A 23,239-nucleotide genomic window follows, 5' to 3' on the forward strand; every position below is an offset into this window, starting at 1 on the left:
TTTTATTTTAAATGTTTTGTAATTTTTGAACTTAATGGATTGGTTGTAGATAAGTAATAATCTACAAAGTGGCCATTTGAGTCAACTAAATATTTTTGAAAATTCCACTTTACTGATGAATCTTTTTTTCCGTTGTTAATTTCTTGAGTTAACCAACTATACAAGGGATGTTGGTTTTTACCTTTTACATCGATTTTCTCTGAAATAAGAAAGGTAACACCATAATTCATTTCACAGAATGATGCTATGCTTTCTGAATTACCCGGTTCTTGGCTTCCAAATTGATTACAAGGCAACCCAATAATTTGAAGGTTATCTTGATATGTATTATATAGTTCTTGCAAGCCTTTATACTGAGGTGTAAAACCACATTTGGAAGCCACATTTACAAATAATATGTACTTTCCTTTAAATTGAGATAGTTCTATAGGCTTTCCATTTATGGCATTAATTTTTATGTCATAAATGGAATCTACATTCATTTTTTTAGCAGGACTACTTTTTGAACTTAAAGTAGCCATAAACGCTTTTAGTGGATTCATAATTTATATTTTAAAACTGACAATGCCACAATCCATTTCAAATACCTGCCCAGAAATTGATGAAGATTTCGCTGATAGTAAAAACTCTGCCATATCTGCCACTTCTTCTGGCGATAGAATTTTTTTCAATGGATGACGTTCGATGATATTTTCAATCATCTTCTCGTTCCTAAGTAATTTAGAGGCTAAATCGGTATCTGTCACTGTTGGTGCAATAGCATTTATACGCAGGGTAGGAGCTAATTCTGCACCCAAAGATTTTACCAAACCTTCAACCCCAGATTTTGCAACCGCAATACTAGCGTGAAAAGGCATGCCTAATTTTGCAGCTACAGTACTAAATAGCACTATGGAAGGTTTATTACCTTTTTTTAAAATAGGAAGGTATTTTTGAATCACCTTTACAGCACCAAGCACGTTGATTTCAAAATCATTTTTAAAATCATCAATACTTAATCTGGAAATAGGTTTTAAATTGATACTTCCCGGACAGTAAACTAAACCATCGGCTATTTCAATTTCTGGTAATTCATCTTGTGTAACATCGCAATTATGGTGAGTGAAGTTGTTATGCGATATTTGTGGAATACTTCTGCTAATGTTTATAACATTGCCATTAGCTAATAGTTTTTCAACTAATGCTTTTCCAATACCCTTACTTCCACCAACTACTATTATTGTCTTCATAGGTTTCAGGGCATTTTGTTTTTTATGGCCTGCCCTTTAGCCTTTTTTCTATTTTTTGTTTAATAACAGTCAATCGTTTCATAAGATCCATTATTTCAGGATCCTTTTTCTCTTTATAAATGTCATTTAAACCTAATATTAAACTTTTTACTTCTCTAGACGATTCGATGCGTTCACTTGTTGTTTTAAAAGTGTGTCTACGCTGCTCGAATGCTAAAGCTTTATCAATAATCTCCATAATTTTTATAATCTTTAATCTAACTTAACTGGTGCAAATAGTGTACCAATTTGGCAATATAATAAATTATGCTAGATTAACTATTTTTATATAGAATTATTAGGGAATATTTAATATTTACAGATACTTAACACTGTTTTTAATATTTGTACAATTAGAGTCTACCTTTTAGTCGCTTTTCTATCTTTCTTTTTATGACTGTTAAGCGCTTCATAATATCCATGATTTTATCATCTTTTTTTACTTTATAAACTTGATTTAAATCTAAGATTAACGCTTTTGCTTCTCTAGAAAGTTTTACGCGATCACTAGTTGATAATGATCTCATTTTTCTTTGCTCAAATTCTAATGCTCTGTTAATTAATTCCATAATACTAGCTATTTATATAATTTTGTAATTCTGTTATTTTTTCTGAAGTATTAAACCTTCCCCCATAGAAAGCGGTAACTGTAGATGAGGTATCGTCTTTTATGCCTCTAGATGAAACACATAGGTGTTTCGCATCAATAATAACGGCAACATCTTCAGTGTCTAAAATCAATTTTAATTCGTTTGCGATTTGATTTGTTAAACGTTCTTGTACTTGTGGACGTTTGGCATAATACTGCACAATTCTATTGAGTTTTGAAAGCCCAATTACTTTTCCTGATGAAATGTATGCAACATGTGCTTTTCCTATAATTGGAACAAAATGATGCTCGCAGTTAGAATAAAATGTAATATTCTTTTCTACCAACATTTGATTGTATTGGTACTTGTTATCAAACAACGCTACTTTTGGTTTATTCTCTGGGTTTAATCCAGAAAATATCTCGTCAATATACATTTTGGCAACACGTTTAGGGGTACCTTGTAGCGAGTCGTCTGTTAAATCTAAACCCATAACATCCATAATTTCTTCAAACAAAATGGCAATACGCTCTTTTTTTTCTGAATCACTTAATTTGAAAGCGTCTGATTTCATTGGTGTTTCTAGACCTGTATGTAGATGATCGTCACCAACATCTTCGATGGAAAATCCATTTAATTTATGATCATTGTTGTTCGTTCTTAATTTTTCTATTTGCATGTCGTCTTTTTTATGTGCTGTCTTGAGTTTTAAAGCTCAATCAAAGCACGTTAACCTTTTGAAATTTTATTATGTGTAATTTGTTTTTGTCTGCTGCATTTAAAACGTCCTTTTTCAAAAACTCTTAATTTTTCATGTTTTGTTTTTCTACCTTGAACACGTTTTCTCCATAGTTTGAAACTACTTGGTTTCATTTCGGTTCTCATTAATTCAATAACTTCTTGTTCTTTTAAACCAAATTGAAAATCTATAGCTTCGAAGGTTGTTCGGTCTTCCCAAGCCATTTCAATGACTCTATCTATTTCTTCAATTGATAAAATCAAATGGTATGAAAATTATATTGTTCGTCGTATTTTATTTTCTCATCTAACATTTTTTCAAAAAAAGCTTTGTTTTCCTTAAATGTTATACTGTTTTTAAATTGTACAAACTTTCCTTGAGCATGAATACTAGCGCCATTAGTTTTATACATGACCAATTGATAGTAAGGAATGGCCCAAGTGAAATTTTGTAACCCCTTATTTATAAAAAGGAGTATGCCACTTTTACGAAGCTCTATATTTACGTAATTGACATCTGAAACGGTGTTCATGTAAGACTTTAAATTAGGGCTTACATCATTTATAATCATGCGTTTAGAGCCAATTCCTTTCATCTTTAAAGCCTCTAAAAATGTAAAAGTTTTACCTACAACATCTATTAGTAATTGTTTGTGCTCTTTGTTAAAATGTGTCGTATTCAGTATCATTTTGTTTACTTTATATACCAAATATACAAAATGTTTAATTTATTACTTAATAAGTTAAACAAAATAATTTATAGGACTATAAGAATGATTTATGAGGCTTCCACAAGTTTATTAATCATACCTCTAAAAATGAACCCATGAAAAGGTAATACGCTATACCAATAGAGTCTTCCCCAAAGGCCACGAGGTCTAAAGGTTGCTGTTTGTTTAAGCATATTGTCTTCAATTTTAAACTCTAACCAAGCTTCACCAGGTAAACGCATTTCTGCATATAATAAAAGTTTTTTTTGTGCTTTATCTGCAAAAATGACACGCCAAAAATCTAAGGCGTCACCAGCATCTAATTCAGTTGGACTTGTTCGCCCTCGTCGCAAACCAATACCTCCAAAAAGCTTGTCGATATATCCGCGAATGCGCCATAAAAATGTGCCATAATACCAACCTGTATTACCACCAATGGCCCAAATTTTATTAATGGTCCTTTCAATGTCTTTTACTGGGCGCTCTTTATAATCTTTAAAACAACCAAATTTTGGAACATTTACATATTTGTGCAATTGGTTTCGAAGTGTGCCACTGCTTACCATAGAGTCTTTCCAACTAGACACAATACTATTTTGTTCTATTTTTTCAAAGGCTAATGCTACGGCTTGTTTGTAAGTAAGTGGGTTTACATTTAGAATTTCATTAATATGACTCGGTTTGCCTACAATTTGAATACCCATACTATCTACCAAAGATGTTGCTAATTTATAAGATGTGGAGGTTACAAAATACAACCAGTATGACGATAGTTTTGGTGTCATTACGGGGACAGTTAAAATATAACGTTTCAGTCCTCTTACCGCAGCAAATTGTAAAAGCATTTCTTTATAGGTTAGAATTTCGGGTCCGAAAACATCATAACTTTTATTAAAAACAGTTTCATTATTCGCGGCTCTAGATAAAAAAGCTAAAACATCTCTTACGGCTAATGGTTGCGTTTTTGTATTCAACCACTTTGGAGCAATCATAAACGGTAACTTTTCAACTAAATCTCTAATAATTTCGAAAGAAGAACTACCTGAGCCCACTATTATTCCTGCTTTAAAAATAGTAAGCGCATAATGTTTTGAAGCTAAAACTTCTTCTACATTTTTTCTGGATTGTAAATGTTTGGAGAGCTCGTCTTCATTGGTAATACCACTTAAGTATATAACCTGTTTAACTTTGGTGTTTTCTAAACAATTTTTGAAGTTTATAGCACATCGTTCTTCAAGCGATTCAAAATCTGTTGTAGAGTTAGACATGGAGTGAATTAAATAATATGCAACATCAATGTTTTTTGGTATATTTTTTAGTGTTTCAGGTTTTAAAAAATCACCCTCAATTACGAAAATATTCTCATCTTCAATATATCTTTTATCTGCTCTAAGCCTATCTCGAACAACACAAATAACAGTATGCCCTTCATTTAATAAAAAGGGAATAAGGCGTTTACCGATATAGCCTGTGGCTCCTGTAACGAGAATATTCATTTGTTTCTATAGTCTTTTTTAAATTCGATTTTTATCACAAGCCAAAAAGATTTTTCTGTTTTTTATGTTCATTTTGTCTTGATACAAAACGAACCAAAAAATCATATTGAAATGAGGAATTTTTCTTCTGAAAAAATAGAAGAAAACCAAAAATAAAGTCTAAATTTTTTCCAAGGCTTCAAAAATTCTTAACGATTTGATTTTTATATTCTGCATTACAATGTTCAATTCTGTGTATTGAATCGAGACACGATTTTCTGTAATTTATTTATATTCCAAAGATTATTTTTCAATCTTTCTAACTTCTAACTTCTAACTTCTAACTTCTAACTTCTAACTTCTAACTTCTAACTCCTTAGGTTTTTGGTAGCCAAATCGCAAGTTTCTGTCTGGAATAGCATAACCATCTAATCCATTTATAGCTGCAACTTCAGCTTTCGCTAAGTTGATAAAGCCATCTTTTTCAATTAGATTATCGTTTATATACAAACCAACTATTTTACCAATGACTAAAATAGTGTTATTTGCTTTGATTTCATATTCTTCAACGAATTGCATCGCTAATTGAATAGGAGCTCCTTTAACAAATGGAGCATAAAAATCAGGTTTGAATTCTGATTCTAAATCTGTTGCATCAAATTCTGAAATAGAATCGTTATACTTTGCTGATGTATGATGTGCATCTTTTGTGATACTTTTATGAATATGATTTATGGTGTAGTAGCCTGTGGTTTTTATATTCTCATAAGTGTTTCTAATAACTGTAGTTGGTCTAAGAAAGAATCCCAACATGGCGGGACTTGAACCAATATGTGTAACCGAACTAAATACGGCAACGTTTTCTATACCATCTTCAGATTTTGAACCAATTAAATTAGCCGATTTATACCCTGAACAACTATTAATTAAGTTGATTTTGTAGAGGTGTTCTAAATTCTGAATATCTGATTCGCTAAAGTATGTCATTATAATTTTAAGTAATTATTGATTTTAATATCTTGAGCTTTTAGATCAAACATTAAATTATAGAGTCCAAAAAAGGTTCTATTGATGTAAATAAAGTGCTTAGAACCACGGTTACCATTCATCTTTTTTAAATCTGCACTTTTTGAATAACGTTCTCCTAATTCTGCAATTTTTCCGAAGAATTCACCATCCGAAAAATCGAAAGCCTCTTGGTGAAAAGGTTGCGTAAATAAGCTTAGCATTTCATGAAACATAGCAGTGAAGAAGGCTAATTCTTCTTTAGAATCGTCGTCTCTTAGAATTTCAAGCTCATAAAGTTTCTTAGCAAAATAGTCTTGATTGTCAATGTTTTCTGGTTTTGCTAATTCGAAATAAGGTGTATAAAATTCCATAGGAATGGTTTTCATACACCCAAAATCTAACGCAATTAATTCTCCCTTCTCATTTACTAAAAAGTTGCCTGGGTGCGGATCTGCATGTACTTTTCTTAAATTATGAATTTGGAACATGTAGAAATCCCAGAGGGCTTGCCCTAATTTGTTTGATGTTTCTTGGTCTGTATTATATGCGGTGAATTCAGAAAGGTGTTCGCCTTCCATATAATCCATTGTGATGATGCGTTCAGAGGAGTATTCTTCGTAATATTTTGGAAAGATTAAGTTAGGAATGTGAGCGCATTCTTTAGCAATTTCTTTACTCTGTTCAATTTCTAAAACATAATTAGTTTCTTCAACTAATTTGTTTTCTACTTCTTTGAAATATTTATCAGAATCTTTTCCTTTGATATTGAACATACTCATAGCTATAGGTTTTACCATAGCTAAATCTGAAGCGATACTTTCCGCAACTCCTGGATATTGGATTTTCACAGCAAGTTTTTTCCCATTCTTTTCTGCCATGTGCACCTGACCGATGCTAGCAGCGTTTACAGAAGTTGCGTTAAAAGTATCAAATATGTCATTTGGATGATCTCCAAAATATTTTTTAAATGTTTTTATAACTAAAGGTGGCGATAAGGGTGGTACAGAAAATTGCGCTAGCGAGAATTTCTCAACATAGGCCTGTGGTAAAATGCTTTTTTCCATGCTTAGCATTTGCGCCACTTTTAAGGCACTACCTTTTAATTGTTTTAGCCCGTCGTAAATATCTGTTGCATTATTTTTATTTAGGCGCTCTTTAGCCTCTTCTTCAGTATTTACAAATTTATCACCGTAATATTTTAAATAGTTCACACCAACTTTGGCTCCTGTAGAAACCAATTTGGTAGCGCGTTGAATTTTAGATGTCGGTATTTTATCAATTGTTTTCATCTTCTGTTAGTTCATTTTAAATTTTTCCTTGAATAAAAACTTGCCTAAATCTAAAACACTTTTTAGAGGCGCAATGTTTAATACATCAAAGGTTGTATTGACTGATTTTTCTATAAAAATATCAGTCTTTTCAAAAGACGCAGAGGTATCATCCAACCAAAATTTCATGGTTAATAATAATTGTAACCATGCAGATTCTTTAAGGGCTCTTTCTTGAATCTTCTCAAGTTGTTCTTGTTTGATATCTAACATTTGAATTTCAAGCGAGTTCATATATTCTGTAAAATGATGTTTTAAACCAGACAAAACTTTTAAACCTTTAATATCTCCTTTATACTTATCTAAAACATGTTTTACATAACTTCTGTTAGCCGTAAGGTTTTCAAAATAAGTATAGTAGAAACTTAATAGTTTGTTTCTTGCATCGAACATTTTATAATCTTCAGTTTTATTTAAAGCATTAAGCGAATTCTCGAAAAAGGCTTCGAAAATGCTTTTTTCAATAGCTTCAAAAGAAGAAAAGTACTTGTAGAATAATGCTTCTTCAAAACTATTCATTTTGGAGAATGCAAAAACTGTTTTAGGATTATGGTCATGCTCAAGCACATAATCCATGTAAAAAGTGATAATGTTGTTTTTAGATACTGACTTTTTCGTTGCCATAATGAATAAATTTACGGTAAAGATATAGAATGTTTAATTATTATATAAAAAAGTTAAACAAAAAATTAAATAACACTATAGGCTTAGCTTATAGTTTTAACATCACTACTTATCCTTCACAAATTTGCAACTGGATACAACCACAAAATATCATGGTAAATGTGTTTATTGTTTCGGAGATAGATGTATTGTTTCATTGAAGTTTGTGTTTTGCGTTAGAGATTTGGTCCCGATAGCTATCGGGATTGAAGCTCTTTTTGTGTTCCACCCCAGTCTGCCGACAGGCAGGTATGCAACACAAAAAAGCGACTACCGAAAGCGCGACCTCCCGATAGCTATCGGGAGCTATCCCGAGTGGTAACGCCCAAATTTTATATTAAGCGACTAACAATATCTTATTTTAAGGTTTTGTTAACATTAAAAGGAATTGTGATGCGTAAATTTATACCAACATAAACGTATTTTTAAAACTACATTACAATGAAAAAACTATTATTGATTTTGTTAGCATTTACAGCAGTTTACACAGTGAATGCTCAAATTGAAACACCCCAACCAAGTCCGTCATCTAAATTAGAACAGCAGGTTGGGTTAACAGATATTACGATTAAGTATTCGAGACCTGGAGTTAAAGGAAGAAAAATATTTGGTGGTTTAGAGGCTTTTGATAAGATATGGCGAACAGGCGCAAATGCTAGAACGTCAATTACTTTTAGTACGGATGCTACAGTAAATGGACAAACTTTAGAGGCTGGTACTTACGCTATATTTACTAAACCAGGGGTTGAAACTTGGGAGGTTTATTTTTACACAGATTATAAAGGAAGCGGTGTACCTCAAGAATGGGATGCTAGTAAAGTAGCTGCAAAAACTACAGTTAAACCTATGGAACTCCCATTTAGTGTTGAGACCTTAACTTTAGATATTAATAATATTAAAGAGCATAGTGCAACGCTTGATTTAATTTGGGACAAAACAGTCATAGCCGTTCCTTTTGAAGTGCCAACGGATAAATTAGTTTCTGCTGGTATAGATAAAGTAATGGGTGGTCCTGGAGCTAGAGATTATTATGCTGCCGCTGTTTACTATTTGGAAGCTGGAAAAGATATTAATAAGGCTAAGGAATGGATGGATGCTGCTATGTCTAAGATAGAAAAACCTGGATTTTGGCAATTAAGACAGCAGTCTTTAGTTTATGCAAAAGCTGGAGATAAAAAAGCAGCTATTGAAATAGCTAAAAAATCTTTAGCTGGTGCCGAAAAAGCTGGAAATTCTGCATATATTAATATGAATAAAGCGTCTCTTAAAGAATGGGGAGCCATGTAATTTAGAATTCTTAGAACATTAGATTATTAGATATTAAAAACGTAACCTCCCGATAGCTAGCGGGATTGGTTACGTTTTTTTTGTTTAGTACGCATTTGAAAACAATTGATGAAATTGACTACTATCTTATCAGAATAATTTTCAATATGTTCTAAATATTTTGTGTTTAAATTCTGTATATTAGTGCTATTGAATGATTGCAACTTTTATAATATTAAATTATCATATTAAATGTCTAACCAACCGTCTTTGCATGATGAGTTTATAAGAAAAGTGACTGATTTAATTGAAGCCAATCTTGAAAACGAACAATTTGGCGTCAACGAATTGTCTGAAACGCTAGGGGTGAGCAGGTCTCAACTACATCGAAAACTGAATACACTTTCAGGTAAATCAACAAGTCAATTTATTAGGGAACATAGGTTAGAAAAAGCCATGGAAATGTTGCAAAACAATGTTGCCACTGCTTCCGAGATCGCCTACCGCGTTGGGTTTAGTAGCCCTACATACTTCAACACACGATTTAGCGAATATTATGGCTACCCACCAGGGGAAGTAAAATATAGAAATTCAGAGATTTCCAGTGATAGTATAGAGAAATCATCTGAATTAAAAGAACCTCTGCATATAAGAAAAGATTCAAACGCTGAAAACCGTAATCCGTTTAGTCGTAAAAATACCATAATCGCTGTTTTTGGAGGTTTGTTTATTATAGCGGTTTTTTATTTCATATATAATAATTCTAAAGAAGGAGATTTAACAAGTTCAGAAGCCGTAGAAACGCTTAGTAAGTCCATTGCTGTATTACCTTTTAAGAATTTGAGTGATGATAATACCAACCAATATTTCGCTGATGGTATGCGAGACGATATCATCAATCAGTTATCTAAAATCAAAAGTATTTCAGTGAAATAAAGGCAGTCTTCCGATAGGTATGACGGTACAAACTTATCTGGATTGGAAATTGGCGATGCCTTGGGCGTAGATTATTTGGTTAACGGAAGTGTTCAAAAACATGAAGATAGAATCAAAATCATTGTTCATCTTATCAATGCTAAAAGTGACACCCATTTATGGTCAAAGGATTTTAATCGTGAATTTCAAGATATTTTCAATTTAGAAAAAGAGATTTCAATTGATATTGCTAAGGAATTAAACCTTGTGCTATCTCCTGATGAACTTGAACAAATTGGAAAAATACCCACTAAAAATCTAGATGCCTATAATCTATACCTTAAAGGGAAGCATTTTTTGTACAATTTTGACACGGAAAATCTTGATATTGCAGAAAAATACTTTAAGGAAAGTATTGTGCATGACCCAGAATTTGCGTTAGCATATTCTGGACTTGCAGAGGCTTTTATGTTTAGAAATTGGCCTAGGACTTCGGAGGAAGATTATTTAAAAGCTAAAGAATATGTTCTAAAAGCCATAGCATTAGGTAGTGATTTATCAGAAACACATCGGGTTTTAGGCGTCATTAAAGGTGAATATGAAAGAAACTGGGCTGAAGCTGAAAGGGAATTTAAAATGGCTCTAGAAAAAGATCCAAAAAATGCTTTTGCCAATTTGTTTTATGGACGCTATTTAATGTATGTAAAGGGCGATTTTAATAAAGGTATGTCGTATGCAAATAAAGCTATACAGATAGATCCTGTATTTATTTATCCTTATATTACCATTGCCGAAGGTTATATAATGATGGGAGACTATGAGTTGGCATTAAAAGAAGCGAATAAGGCTAAAGAAATTGATAAAAAGGATTTATGGGCATCTTGGGTGATTTTTTTAGCTTACGTAGAACAGGGAAGGGACGATTTGGCTATTGAAGAACTAAAAAGGGGGTGGAGTTTAAATTTCGCTGGTAAGGCAAATCTTAAACCCATGCTAGAAGTTTATGGAACCTCGGGTATTAAAGGCGTTTTTAAATGGCTTAACGATATGGATATTAATCATGCTGGAGAAGCTAATGTTTACCATAGTGCATATTGGATAGCCGAGAAATTTGCTTTTCTTGGCGAGCATGATAAAGCCATGGAATGGTTGGAAATAGCATATAGCAGAAATAACTCTGAATTATTTAAAATAAAGTACGACCACTTTTTTAAAGGTATGCGTACGAAAACTGAATTTTTAGCACTACTTAAAAAACTCGATTTGGGTGATTATAGTCAACCTGCAACATTTAAAGATTAGCCAATACTAAATAAAACTACTTTTTTCAACATAATTTAAACACTTCAAATTATGTTCTTTAGCCTTTAAATAAAACTTTAAATTACTTGCAACATAGCTGTTAAGTGCTGTGTGCTCTATTGTTTCATATTTGTTTAAACATTATTTATTAATCTTTAAACATATAGAATTATGAAAACATTACTATTTTTATTCGCAGTTTCTGTTAGCATCAACTTTGGGTTTTCACAGAACTTAAACACCGAACGCATGGCACTTAATGCAGATAATATGTCTGTTAGTACTGCAAAATCATCACCAATAACATTGAATAAAGAGTATCTCGACAACGTATTAGATAACTCAATGGCTATACACGTAAGCACTCTAGAAAAACAAGTATCACAATTTAATATTATATCTGATTCTAAATATAAAGGCGAATCCAAACCTTTTAAAACAATCTTTAAAACGAATAAAGTGTCTATTGCCGTGAGTTATGACCGTACAGGGAAAATTATAAATACCATTGAAAAGTATGCCAGTGTTAAGCTTCCAGACGCTGTAAGGGATACTGTTTTTAAAACGTATTCTGAATGGGTATTGTTAAATGTAGATTATTATGTGTACTACAATACTAATAAAAAAGTAAAAAAAATGTATCTGGTTAAAATTGGAAAGGGTAAACTAAAGAAGAAGATTAAAGTGAATTCCAATGGAGATATATTGTAGTCAATCAAATAAGAATAAAAGTAAAAAACGTAGCCTGAAAGATGGGTTACGTTTTTTTGTTTTTGGTCGTTACCACTCCCGATAACTATCGGGACGGGAGGTCACGCTTTCCGCTATATCTTTTTTGCTTTTAATGGCAAAAAAGGATGAAGTTTATCCTGAGTTCAGTCGAAGGGCTTCAATCGTTAACGCACTTGTTTGCGAACGGAAGTTCTATGCTATTAGTCATTGTCCTCCAGAAAAAAAATATCTTCAACAGGTTTTTTAAAGAGTTTGGCGATTTTAAGTGAAAGCACCGTTGATGGTACATATTTGTTTTTTTCCATAGCGTTTATGGTTTGCCTGCTCACACCTATTTTTTCGGCTAAATCCGCTTGGGTCATGTCATGAATAGCGCGCTGTACTTTTATACTATTCTTCATGACTTCTAGATTTTAATTTTAAAAAATTAAAGCGAATTATAAAGAATAATAACGGTGTAAACATATTGTAAACTAACACATGGAAAAATGTTAGATCGTATATAAATACAATCGTTAATATTAGAACAAAGTAATTGAAAATGATTGCCCAAACCAAAGAATCTTTTCTAAGCTTATAGATAAACTCGTCTTCAATTTTTTCTTTTGAAAAACCAACAATAAGTCCTCCAACTATAATGGCTATTGAAGCTAATTCATCTAAAATACTATTCTCAATAATTTCAAAAAAACCTGCTTCCCCAATAAATGGATCTGAATAAATAGCTATAACAGGAACGGTAAGTATATTCGTTTCATATTCTATAATAATTAGAAATATTCCAGAAAAAATCCCAAGAATGAGTAGTATCCAACCCCAGATTTTGTACGTGTGCGGTAATAAATAATTTGTTTTCATCTGTTTGATTTTAAAATTTATTTACATAATTAATAAAACAAAAGTAAAGCAAACTTTACATATAGACAAATAAAAACGACATAAAGTAATAAAAACTAGTCTTTTTATTATTTAATAATGTAGATTGATGAGATTTTTAACGTCGTCTAGAGTTTTGATAAGAGCTTTACTAAACTCAAAAGACATGACATGACTTTCGGTTTTTCCTTGACGAAGTAATTCATTAAAATGAATGGCTTCGTAACTGTAACCAATCGTTTTGTAGTTGAAATCTATAGTTTCGGCATTGCCTTTATTAGGAATTAAGTTAACCGTTGAAGGTGCGTGAAATTGAGAATTTATTTTTATGATGCCCCTTTCGCAATGAAAAATGGCTTCTGTTGGCGTATCTTCAAATAAAGTGCTTTTTAAAACAGCCTTTGCATTATTATCATATTCAAAAACCATATCGCAAGATGAATCTGCACCATTCTCATAATAAGTTGCATTGGCTTCTATATTTTTAGGAATCCCTAAAGTAGATAATGCAGCAAAAATAGGGTAGATGCCAATATCCAATAAACTCCCACCACCTAAAGATTTATTGAACAACCTTGATGAATTATCAAAAGCACGGTAAAACCCAAAATCGGCTTCTAATTTTAAAACATCGCCATAGATTTTATCTTCCAAGGCTTTTAAAACGTATTGGTAATGAGGTAGAAAGTAGGTCCAAAGCGCTTCCATGAGTAGCACGTTTTTTTCTTTAGCTTTCGCAATCATTTCATGTACTTCATTGCTATCCATAGCGAATGGTTTTTCACAAAGTACCGCAATACCATTATCTAGGCATAATAAAGTGTTTTCTTTATGAAGCGCATGCGGTGTAGCAATGTACACGGCATCAATATTTTTATTTTTTGCTAAAGCTTCATAACTATCATAAGCTTTTATCGCATTATATTTTGCGGCAAATACATCCGCTTTTTCTTGATTTCTTGATGCTACGGCATATAATTTTGCACCTTCTACAGTTAGTAAATCTGTTGCAAATTTATGAGCGATATTACCCAAACCAATAATTCCCCAATTGATGGTTTTATGCATGAACTATTTTTTTATTTGTACTAAAAAGTTGAATTAAAAAGGCAATAATAATAACGAGAACGCAACCAAAAAGGTTTAGCCATAAGTACGGCATCCAATCAAGCCACCAACCTATAATTACAATGCACTGTGTTATTAACGCTGCCGCAAAAACCGCATTCGCTTTAACATATTTAAAGAAAAATGCTAATAAGAAAATACCAAGTACGTTTCCGTAAAATATGGAGCCAATGATATTTACAAGTTGAATTAAATTTTCAGCAAGATTAGCAAAACAAGCAATGATGATAGCAATTATACCCCAGATTAAAGTGAAAATTTTAGTCATTTTAACCATATGATTTTCATCTTTTTCATCTTTAACATTTCTGCCATATAAATCAATAGATGTTATGGTTGCTAAAGCATTAATTTCCGATGCCGTAGACGACATAGCTGCAGAAAGGATTACCGCTAGAAGCAGCCCAATTAAGCCTTTAGGGAGATATTTAAGGATAAACGAAATAAACATATAATCTCTATCGTTAGTCGCTGTATCCTTTGCAGATTCCTTATATAAATCATTTAATTCGGTTTTCTTTATTTGATAATTAGCATCGGTTTTACTTAAAGTTGATAATTCGGTACTGAGCTTATCATAGCTATATGCATAAGAGGTATCAATAGCTTTTTTAATTAAATATTTTGATTCTAATCGGTATGTTTTCTCAATACTATCCAATTGGAATAAACTCGTTTTTATAGTCTCATCATTGTTTTTAGAATACTGAATACTCAGTTCTTTTTTTCTATGGAATAGTACATTTTGTTTTTGTTGAAGTGTTTCATATTGTTGGGAATATTCAGACTTTAAAACGGATTCAGTTGATGCATCTATAAAGTTTAATGGCGCTTGATTAAATTGATAAAACACAAAAACCATTATTCCAACTAACAAAATGAAGAATTGCATAGGCACTTTTAGGATACCATTGAAGATTAAACCCATTTGCATTTCCTTCATGGATTTACCTGATAAGTAACGTTGAACTTGACTTTGATCGGTTCCGAAATATGCTAAAGCTAGAAAAGTTCCGCCAATTAAACCTGACCAAACGGTGTATCTATTTTCTAAATCAAAAGAAAAATCAAGAACTTCCATTCTGCCACTTGCACCAGCAATATCAACAGCTTCTATAAATGAAACGTCCTCAGGGATTAAATCTAAAATGATAAATAATGCAGTGAACATCCCTGCAAAAATGACCAACATTTGTTGCTTTTGGGTTACAGTCACCGCTTTAGTTCCGCCAGATACGGTGTAAATTATTACTAATATACCTATGGTTATATTTAGGTATATAATAGGCCAACCTAAAACTACAGATAAGATGATGGCTGGTGCAAAAATGGTTATTCCAGCTGATAGTCCACGTTGAATTAAAAATAAAATAGCAGCTAAACTTCGGGTTTTCAAGTCAAATCGGTTCTCTAAAAACTCATAAGCCGTATAGACTTTTAAGCGATGATATAAAGGAATAAAAACTAAGCATATAATAACCATTGCTATAGGTAAACCAAAATAAAATTGGACAAAGCCCATACCGTCTGAAAATGCTTGCCCTGTAGTTGATAAAAATGTTATGGCACTGGCTTGTGTAGCCATTACTGATAAGCCAATAGTCCACCATTTTGAGGTGTTTCCTCCTCGAACATAATCTTGAACACTATTGCTACTGTTTTTTGTTTTCCATGTACCATAACCAACAATTGCTAGTAATGTAGAAATTAAAACAACCCAATCAATCCAGTCTAAATTTTGTGTCATTTTAAAAGGATTTTGTAATTAGGTAAAAGAGAATAATATAGATCAAATTAGCTATTAAAACAATAGAGTATAGCCTAAGCCAAGGTTGTTTTGGTGGTTTGTCCTTGTTCATAATTAATCGTTTAGCTTTGAATCTTGTTTCAATTCGCTTTTCCCTAAAGATAGCATGTTGGCGAACAGGCGATAGGCACCAGAAACGCCAGCAGGAAATTCCCTAAAAAAACTTAAACCTGTATAAATGTAATACCCTTTTCCATGTTTTGCCACTAGTAAGCTGCCATCTTTAGCAGTTTCACCTTTATCATTCATAGATAGAATTGGAGTGAACTCAGGCCCCCAACTATCTGGAAAATACAAACCACGTTCTTGAGTCCATCCTTCAAAATCTTTTTGAGTAATTTTATTAGGGAAGTTAAGGACTTCATGATTCGGATTTAAAAAACGAACTTCAGCATTTTCGTCAGTGACTCTATCCTGAGAAAGTTTTAAATCATAAGGTGCAATATCATCAACTTTAACACGACGGCTGGTATTATATTGCACAATCATATTGCCACCTTCTGCAACAAAATCAAACAAATGCTGTTGTTTGAAATTTAAATCTTCAATAATGTTGTAAGCTCTGATACCTACAACTACAGCATCAAATTTGCTTAGAGTTTCAGCGTTAATATCTTCTGGTGTCAATACTCGAACATGATAACCAATCTGTTCTAAACTCTCTGGAACAACATCACCAGCACCTTTAATATAGGCAATGTTTTCACCTCGTTTTTTAATATTTAGACGAACAATTTTACTCTCGCTTGGTAGCGATACGGTTTGAAAAGGAATATGCTCATAGTCTATTTCAATCAATTCCTTTGTGTAATCTTTATCACCGATGTGAACGATAGGGCCAATAAACCCATCACTTTGCTCTTTAGGAGGAATAACAGTAAAAATAAGCGTTTGTTCTTCTCCTTTATGTGCAATAGAAACTTTTTGTTTTTTAGGAAAAACACTCCAATCATTAGGGTGGCATACTTCAACATCGCCCTCCAAATTATCTCTACCAGCTTTTACAACCACAGTAATATCACGTTGTTGATCACTATCTAAAATGATAACCTTTTCAGTAATTTTTGCTGAAGCTTCAGGTATGATTTCAAACGGACGGTATAATTCGCCTTTGTCTGGTTTTGAAAACCTTTGAACAATAGCCTTGGTAAAAGTAAATGGTACATTATTGATTAAAATATTGAAATCAATGTTATGCGTTCTTGGTGTTTCTGGTAATCCAATAAGGTTTGAGTCTGCTACCTTATACATGCCTAATGTTCCTTTTTCATTCAGCCAATAGGGCATAGTTGGTTGCTCATTGGCGCTAACTTTTAATACCTCTTTGAATGTGAATCTTGTATTGTTTTTTAAATCAATATTTTTTGAAATCCTCAAATTATTCGCGTTGTTTAAGCTTAACAGCGTCATGGGAAGTGTGCTTCTATTGAGCACCTCAATATCTAAGTTTATACTTTCTTCTTGAGTTGCCCAATTAGATTCAGCAGAAGCCTCTAAATATAAACCAGCAGACATTTGGATGATGTTCTTTAGTGCTTTTGATTTTTGATTTTTCCAGTGTTTATCTTCAATATTTTGAAGTAATTGATAGGCTTTAATTAATTGAGCGACATGAGATGAAGGATTACTAAAATTGAAGTTCTTTTCAATGTCATTTAATATGACTCCGATAGCTTGTCCTCCTTTTACTCTATTCCAAGAAGTATCTATACCTGCAAAAATAGTTGCATTATCAGTAAGTGGTTCGCCTTTTAAAAACTCAATATATTCCAGTTGTGAACCTCTTTGAGATAATCTCCCATACCCTTGACATAAATGTTGACTACTAGCTAAAGACGCTAATTCGTTATTGCTCATCCCTTTTAGCGGATAATATGTGCCAATATCAAAACTTAGCATATTGCTTTTGTCAATGTCATCAAATTTTTCTCTACTACCATATCGCCACCAACTTGTGTTATAAAATAAACGTTGCGGTTGCCACAGGTCAGTCTGTTTTAGTTGCGCTGGATACGCGGAGTTATCGTTAGCGAGTTCAAAAGCTTCCATACTTAACATGGCAGAACTTGTGTGGTGACCGTGCGTGCTTCCTGGTGTTCTATGATCAAACCTGTTAATAATTACATCTGGTTTAAATTTTCTAATAGCTAGAACAACATCGCTTAAAACTAGGTCTTTATTCCATATTTTTAAAGTTTCGTCTGGGTGTTTTGAGTAGCCAAAATCGTTGGCTCTCGTGAATAATTGTTCGCCGCCATCGATACGTCTTGCAGCAAGTAGTTCTTGTGTTCTAATCACCCCTAAAAGTTCTCTAATTTCTGGTCCGATTAGGTTTTGTCCGCCATCGCCTCTTGTTAACGATAAATATGCAGTTCTTGCTTTAACGTGGTTAGACATGTATGCTATTAAGCGGGTATTTTCATCATCAGGATGTGCTGCTACATATAGAACAGAACCTAGAAAATTAAGTTTTTGAATAGATTCGTAGATCTCTGATGATGAAGGTGTTTTGGGTTTTTGAGCTTGTGAAATAGATATTGTTAAAAGCCCTATAAATAAGTAAAATAAGCGTTTCTGCATGGTTTTGGTTTAGCTAAAATCAAATATAAAAAAGAAACCAGCGATTATGCTGGTTTTAGTTTTTATTTAACGCTTGGGTATAATATGTAGCGGGGGATTAATTTGATTTTCTTTAGATGAATTCATAATATGGTTGGATTAGATTCATATTATTAATTTTTGCTAACTAAGCGAATATGGTACGTTTGAATGTTTTATATTCGACGTAAAATGAGATAAGTGAGTTAATTTTTTTTATAAAGTCAAATTTGTAGTTAGACTTGCTATTTGCATTTCTATAGTTGAAATAGAGTTACCATTTGCGTTAGGGATTGCAGAGGAAATCCTTTTTAAAACTTGATGAACTATTAATTAGGTTTGGAGATAGGGTTTAACAGATTGCCACGTCCTTCGTCCTCGCAATGACTTTTTTAAAAAGATTGTAACGTAAAGCCCGACCCTTGTGGTAACGCCCAACTTCTCGATACATCCCGAAATAAATTCGGGACACTCGAAGTGACAATATTAAAATCTACAGCCACTTTTTCTTTCTGAAGTAATACAACATACCAATAAACAAAACAATCATAATCCCCCAAAGGATGAAGTAAGAGTATTTATATTGAAGCTCTGGGATGTACTCGAAATTCATACCGTAAATACCTGCAATGAATGTTAGTGGAATAAAAATAGAAGCCATTATGGTTAGCACTTTCATGACTTCATTCATTTTATTGCTAATGGTTGTCATGTACATATCCATTAAACTCCAAATCATTTCGCGGTAAATATCTATGTTTTCAGAGACTTGAATTAAATGGTCGTAAATATCTCTGTAATACGTAATTGTTTTTTTTAGAATAAGTTTGTTTTCGTTTTTTTCAATACGACTTATAACTTCGCGAAGCGGGAATATAGCGCGACGTACTCTTAGGATTTCACGTTTTAAATTTTGAATTTTTTGACTAATATCGTCATCAACATCACCTGAAAATATGGCAGTTTCGAAATCCTCAATTTTATCGCCTAAAATTTCTATGACACTAAAATAATGGTCTACTATAGCATCGATTAGTACATAAAGTAAATAATCGGTTTGTAGGGTGCGAACACGTCCTTTTGCTTGACGTATACGGTTTCTAACAGAATCAAAGACATCGCCTTCTGATTCTTGAAAGGATAGCACATAATTTTTACCCAAAACAAAACTAACTTGTTCTGAAACTATCTTCTCATTGGCATCATAATACAACATTTTTAGAACGACGAAAAGATAATCGTCGTGCTCATCAATTTTAGGACGTTGAGCAATGTTTACAATATCTTCTAAAACCAAAGGGTGTAAATCGTAATGTTCGCCTAGTGCTTCAATTTGAGTTACGTGGTTTAAACCATTTAGATTTATCCAGGTTACAGAATCGGTATCTTTATATTTAAAACTTTCTTGAACAGTTTGTAACTCTTTTTCAGTGCAAAACTCTTTGGTATAATCAAAAACGTCTATAAAAAGCTTTTCTTTGGAACGCTCTCCCGTATAAATAACACTACCAGGAATTTGTCCTAGTTTCTTTTTTGACCGGTATACTCTTTTTCTTGGCATTACTAAAAATTACACTTTAAATATATGGAATATTTATACAGTATCAGCACCGTCATCTTCAACAATGTCATCAATGGCATCTTTTTCAACAAGTGTTACAGCTTTTTGTAGCATGAGGTTGTTGGGGTAGGTTACTAAATCGCCATTTTCAATACGTAAATGCAATTGGAATGCACGGATATCTTCAATAATTGCAGTGATTGGAAAATCTTTATCGTGTATGGCAATTTTATCGCCAACTTTATAAGGAAAATTGAAAAACATAATGATTCCGGAGGTTATATTACTTAAAATAGACCAAACGGCAAATAATCCAATACCTATTACAGCGAAAATAGATGAAAAAACAACTGCCATTTCTTTGAATTCTGTTCCGAAAACAAAAGACTCAATAAGTACGGCTATTAGAAATAAAGTTACTGTTATGTATCTTCTAATAAGTCTAATTCTAGCTTCATTGATGCCATTATTTCGTGCTACCTTGGTAATTGTAAAATGAATAATAAACCTAATTAATAGTAACGAAATAAGCACAATGCCAGATATAATTAACTCACTTTGATAATTTTTAATGACATTCAAAAACATAATGTTATGGATGATTTTATTCAAATATGCATGCAAACAAAGGGCAAATTTAATCTAATTTAAGTGTTTGTCTAAGTATTTCATCTTTATTACTGTTCTTTTGCCAATAAGGAGATTTAATAGTTTTCAATCTTGTGGCTTTGGTGGTTAAAACTTTAGCATTTGATCCAAAACCACTTTTAAAAGTTTCTTCCCAACTTAAAATATCAAAAGGAAATTCTGGGTTGAATGATATAGTTAATGTTCTGTTTAATTCTGGATAATTGATGGAATATATGTTTTCTGTTAAAGTGGCTGAGGCTTCGTAAACTTTTATAGTTTTATGTTTAAGTCTGGTAAATTCAAAAGACGGAATTATTTTTAAATTCCCTGTTGGCAATGAATTTGGGTTGATGCGAAGTTTTGTCCATAATTCATTTTCCAAAATGGCTTTATCAAGTTTGAAATTTTGATCTGCTTCCCCTTCAAAATAAGAGTACGACATGATTTCAAATTGTGCTTTGTTATTGAGTTGCGCATATACATGGCCGCACCATTCTTGAATAGAACTTGATACTTTTATTGCGTGGTTATTATTTGAAACAGGGTAGAACGTACTCTGCATTATAGAATATGGATAAACACCAGTATTGAATTTTTTAGTAGCATTAAGTTTTAAAATAGGAATGTTTTTAGCATTTTGATGATCTGCTTTTACTTGAATATTCGGAAGAAAATCTTCAGTAACATATATTAGAACAGCTGTTCCTTCTCGCATTTCGCCATAACGGGCTTGCTCTAATTTGTAAGACGAAATTTCAGCTTCTCCTGCATACCAATATTTTTTAAATTCAGAAGATGTTTCATGTTTTACTATTACTTCTTGTTCTACGATTTCTGAATTAGAATGCACAACCAAACCATTGGATGCCGACTTGTTTTGGCATGATGCAATTAATAATACCAAACCAACTAATAGCCAAAATCGAATTTCAGCTTTTATGACTGTTTTTAATTTCTTGAGTATTTCCATTGTATAAATTTACAATTCTAAGATGTTTCTGCAATGGCATTTAACGTTTTGTAAACAAGATGAACAGGTAAACCCATAACGTTAAAATAGGAACCTTCAATTTTTGTAACACCAATTTGTCCAATCCATTCTTGAATTCCGTAAGCTCCAGCTTTATCAAAAGGTTTATGGGTTTTTATGTAGAAGTTAATTTCTTCATCAGACAAATCTTTGAAGGTTACTTTTGTAATATTATAAAGTGTTTTTTCAAAGTTAGTCGTGGTAAAGCAAACTGAAGTAATTACCTCGTGCGTTTTATTACTCAATGATTTTAAAATACTGAATGCTTCATTTTCATTGCGAGGTTTCCCCAAAGCAGTGTTGTCGTTCCAAACAATAGTGTCGCTAGTAATTAAAATATCATTTGGTAGCAATTCTTTTTTAAATGGTAAAGCTTTTAATTGAGCGAGATAATTACTGATTTCAAAATGAGTTAATCGTGGTGGGTATTCTTCTTTAACAGGCTTTAGTTGAATTTCAAAATCAAGTCCTAAATTTTTAAAAAACGCTTGCCTTCTAGGAGATCCTGAAGCTAAAATGATTCGGTGTTTTTTAAGTTTTTCGTTTAGCATTAACTAAGAATAACGTACTTGTATAAAAGTAAGGAAAGCATCCCAAAAAGCATGACTAATTTATACATATTACAAATGTTATGCATCTCGTTTTTTGTTGAAGCGCTAAAGGTTTTAATGCTTACATAAATAAGCGGACCAATAATAAATAGTAAAAAATAGCCAACAGCTATAGGGTGTTTGTATAAATCTGAAATCACATAAACGATGATCCCTGCTAATGGAAAGAAACTTAAAACAGTCAATACATATTTAGCACGTTCTCGTCCAATTACAATAGGTAAAGTGTTCATTCCAGCTTTGTAGTCGCCATCAATATCTTCAATGTCTTTGGCTATTTCTCTTAATAAATTTATGGCGAATGCAAATAAAGCATAATCTAAAATTACTTTAAAAAAAAGGACTTGAGTTTGTTGGTTTGAAGGTGTCATTACAGGAATTAATTCAAATATTCCAACAATAATTACGCTTAAACCAACCAGCATAGAAATAACAATATTACCAATTAAAAGTGTGCGCTTTATATAAGATGCATACACATAAAGTAATATAGAAATTATAACGAATAATGAGAAAAAAGGCGCTTTACCAACCAAATGAGATAAATAAAAACCAACACCAACCCCAACCAAATTAAGTATTATAAATAGGTTGTATGCTGTTTTTTCTGAAATAGATTTGTTGATAACAACGGTATCTGGTTTGTTTACTAAATCGGTTTCAACATCATATATATCGTTAATAATATTTCCTGCAGCTGCTATACAAATGGTAGCAATAATTAAAAGTGTAATACCAAAACTATTCAAAGTAGTTTGTACTCCAAAGGGTTCCAAAAGCGCGTATTTAATGAGTAATTGCATTAATGCAATCATCATTAAATTTTTCCAGCGGATAAGGTTTAGAATGCTAAGCATTTAGTTGAAAGTTAAGAGTGAATAGTTAAAATGTATCACGAATTGACAAATATTTCACCGTCTTTCCTGTAACTGCGACAGAAAACTATAGACTAATTTTAGTCATACTTAGCTCCGTAATTACCATTCCATTTTCCTTGAACTTT

Annotated in this window: 25 protein-coding genes; 4 read left to right on the forward strand and 21 right to left on the reverse strand. The window is 32.4% G+C overall.

Annotation, left to right across the window (positions count from 1 at the left end; translation table 11 throughout):
• Positions 1–2: 2 nt before the first annotated feature.
• The 11 genes from AAC024_RS09310 to AAC024_RS09360 form a co-directional block, all read right to left on the reverse strand.
• Positions 3–542, reverse strand: coding sequence for a glutathione peroxidase (locus AAC024_RS09310; RefSeq protein WP_339895081.1), 540 nt, complete (start codon positions 540–542; stop codon positions 3–5).
• Between the two features lie 3 nt (positions 543–545).
• Entirely contained in the window at positions 546–1,229 is a 684-nt protein-coding gene (locus AAC024_RS09315; RefSeq protein ID WP_339895083.1) for an SDR family oxidoreductase, read from the reverse strand.
• Between the two features lie 22 nt (positions 1,230–1,251).
• Positions 1,252–1,467, reverse strand: coding sequence for a hypothetical protein (locus AAC024_RS09320; RefSeq protein ID WP_300248380.1), 216 nt, complete (start codon positions 1,465–1,467; stop codon positions 1,252–1,254).
• Between the two features lie 154 nt (positions 1,468–1,621).
• Positions 1,622–1,837, reverse strand: coding sequence for a hypothetical protein (locus tag AAC024_RS09325; protein ID WP_339895087.1), 216 nt, complete (start codon positions 1,835–1,837; stop codon positions 1,622–1,624).
• 4 nt (positions 1,838–1,841) lie between these two features.
• Positions 1,842–2,537 (reverse strand): GTP cyclohydrolase I FolE, encoded by a 696-nt coding sequence (folE, locus tag AAC024_RS09330; protein WP_339895089.1) that lies wholly within the window; start codon positions 2,535–2,537, stop codon positions 1,842–1,844.
• A gap of 50 nt (positions 2,538–2,587) precedes the next feature.
• Complete coding sequence (locus AAC024_RS09335) at positions 2,588–2,860, reverse strand: TIGR03643 family protein (protein WP_339895090.1); 273 nt, start codon at positions 2,858–2,860, stop codon at positions 2,588–2,590.
• The gene (locus tag AAC024_RS09340; RefSeq protein ID WP_339895092.1) at positions 2,857–3,285 is read right to left on the reverse strand and encodes a hypothetical protein; all 429 of its coding nucleotides are present in this window, start codon (positions 3,283–3,285) and stop codon (positions 2,857–2,859) included. Before AAC024_RS09340 ends, AAC024_RS09335 begins: the two co-directional genes overlap by 4 nt.
• 89 nt (positions 3,286–3,374) lie before the next feature.
• Positions 3,375–4,802 carry an SDR family oxidoreductase gene (locus AAC024_RS09345; protein ID WP_339895094.1) on the reverse strand — a complete coding sequence of 476 codons (1,428 nt, stop codon included), beginning with the start codon at positions 4,800–4,802 and terminating at the stop codon, positions 3,375–3,377.
• Between the two features lie 333 nt (positions 4,803–5,135).
• Complete coding sequence (locus AAC024_RS09350) at positions 5,136–5,768, reverse strand: flavin reductase (RefSeq protein WP_339895096.1); 633 nt, start codon at positions 5,766–5,768, stop codon at positions 5,136–5,138.
• Positions 5,768–7,078, reverse strand: a complete 1,311-nt coding sequence (locus AAC024_RS09355) for an AarF/ABC1/UbiB kinase family protein (protein ID WP_339895097.1) — start codon at positions 7,076–7,078, stop codon at positions 5,768–5,770. Before AAC024_RS09355 ends, AAC024_RS09350 begins: the two co-directional genes overlap by 1 nt.
• A 6-nt stretch (positions 7,079–7,084) precedes the next feature.
• Entirely contained in the window at positions 7,085–7,741 is a 657-nt protein-coding gene (locus AAC024_RS09360; RefSeq protein WP_339895098.1) for a TetR family transcriptional regulator C-terminal domain-containing protein, read from the reverse strand.
• A gap of 480 nt (positions 7,742–8,221) precedes the next feature.
• Here AAC024_RS09360 and AAC024_RS09365 point away from each other — a divergent pair, with 480 nt between their 5' ends.
• The 4 genes from AAC024_RS09365 (at position 8,222) to AAC024_RS09380 (ending at position 11,974) form a co-directional block, all read left to right on the forward strand.
• Positions 8,222–9,067, forward strand: coding sequence for a DUF2911 domain-containing protein (locus tag AAC024_RS09365; RefSeq protein WP_339895099.1), 846 nt, complete (start codon positions 8,222–8,224; stop codon positions 9,065–9,067).
• Positions 9,068–9,298: 231 nt separating this feature from the next.
• Positions 9,299–9,982, forward strand: coding sequence for a helix-turn-helix domain-containing protein (locus AAC024_RS09370; RefSeq protein ID WP_339895101.1), 684 nt, complete (start codon positions 9,299–9,301; stop codon positions 9,980–9,982).
• A 42-nt stretch (positions 9,983–10,024) separates the two neighbouring features.
• Positions 10,025–11,263, forward strand: a complete 1,239-nt coding sequence (locus AAC024_RS09375; protein WP_339895103.1) for a hypothetical protein — start codon at positions 10,025–10,027, stop codon at positions 11,261–11,263.
• Between the two features lie 171 nt (positions 11,264–11,434).
• Entirely contained in the window at positions 11,435–11,974 is a 540-nt protein-coding gene (locus AAC024_RS09380; RefSeq protein ID WP_339895104.1) for a hypothetical protein, read from the forward strand.
• Positions 11,975–12,195: 221 nt separating this feature from the next.
• Here the strand turns inward: AAC024_RS09380 and AAC024_RS09385 are convergent, their stop codons facing one another.
• From AAC024_RS09385 to AAC024_RS09430, 10 genes are all read right to left on the reverse strand, one after another.
• On the reverse strand, positions 12,196–12,396 hold the full coding sequence (locus tag AAC024_RS09385) for a helix-turn-helix transcriptional regulator (protein WP_339895106.1): 201 nt from the start codon (positions 12,394–12,396) through the stop codon (positions 12,196–12,198).
• Positions 12,386–12,853, reverse strand: a complete 468-nt coding sequence (locus AAC024_RS09390; protein WP_339895108.1) for a hypothetical protein — start codon at positions 12,851–12,853, stop codon at positions 12,386–12,388. The genes AAC024_RS09385 and AAC024_RS09390 overlap by 11 nt, the downstream gene beginning before the upstream one ends.
• Before the next feature lie 111 nt (positions 12,854–12,964).
• Positions 12,965–13,939, reverse strand: a complete 975-nt coding sequence (locus tag AAC024_RS09395) for a Gfo/Idh/MocA family oxidoreductase (protein WP_339895110.1) — start codon at positions 13,937–13,939, stop codon at positions 12,965–12,967.
• Positions 13,932–15,746 carry a sodium:solute symporter gene (locus tag AAC024_RS09400; protein ID WP_339895111.1) on the reverse strand — a complete coding sequence of 605 codons (1,815 nt, stop codon included), beginning with the start codon at positions 15,744–15,746 and terminating at the stop codon, positions 13,932–13,934. The genes AAC024_RS09395 and AAC024_RS09400 overlap by 8 nt, the downstream gene beginning before the upstream one ends.
• Positions 15,747–15,860: 114 nt before the next feature.
• The gene (locus AAC024_RS09405; RefSeq protein ID WP_339895113.1) at positions 15,861–18,386 is read right to left on the reverse strand and encodes a PIG-L family deacetylase; all 2,526 of its coding nucleotides are present in this window, start codon (positions 18,384–18,386) and stop codon (positions 15,861–15,863) included.
• Positions 18,387–18,897: 511 nt separating this feature from the next.
• Positions 18,898–19,965, reverse strand: a complete 1,068-nt coding sequence (gene corA / locus AAC024_RS09410; RefSeq protein WP_339895115.1) for a magnesium/cobalt transporter CorA — start codon at positions 19,963–19,965, stop codon at positions 18,898–18,900.
• Positions 19,966–19,998: 33 nt separating this feature from the next.
• Positions 19,999–20,547 (reverse strand): mechanosensitive ion channel domain-containing protein, encoded by a 549-nt coding sequence (locus AAC024_RS09415; protein ID WP_339895117.1) that lies wholly within the window; start codon positions 20,545–20,547, stop codon positions 19,999–20,001.
• A 55-nt stretch (positions 20,548–20,602) separates the two neighbouring features.
• Positions 20,603–21,565, reverse strand: coding sequence for a septum formation inhibitor Maf (locus tag AAC024_RS09420; protein ID WP_339895118.1), 963 nt, complete (start codon positions 21,563–21,565; stop codon positions 20,603–20,605).
• 17 nt (positions 21,566–21,582) lie between these two features.
• Positions 21,583–22,176, reverse strand: a complete 594-nt coding sequence (locus tag AAC024_RS09425) for a Maf-like protein (RefSeq protein ID WP_339895120.1) — start codon at positions 22,174–22,176, stop codon at positions 21,583–21,585.
• The gene (locus AAC024_RS09430) at positions 22,176–23,093 is read right to left on the reverse strand and encodes a geranylgeranylglycerol-phosphate geranylgeranyltransferase (protein WP_339895122.1); all 918 of its coding nucleotides are present in this window, start codon (positions 23,091–23,093) and stop codon (positions 22,176–22,178) included. The genes AAC024_RS09425 and AAC024_RS09430 overlap by 1 nt, the downstream gene beginning before the upstream one ends.
• Positions 23,094–23,239 lie beyond the last annotated feature (146 nt).

The organism is uncultured Algibacter sp. (assembly GCF_963976535.1).
Taxonomy (GTDB): domain Bacteria; phylum Bacteroidota; class Bacteroidia; order Flavobacteriales; family Flavobacteriaceae; genus Algibacter_B.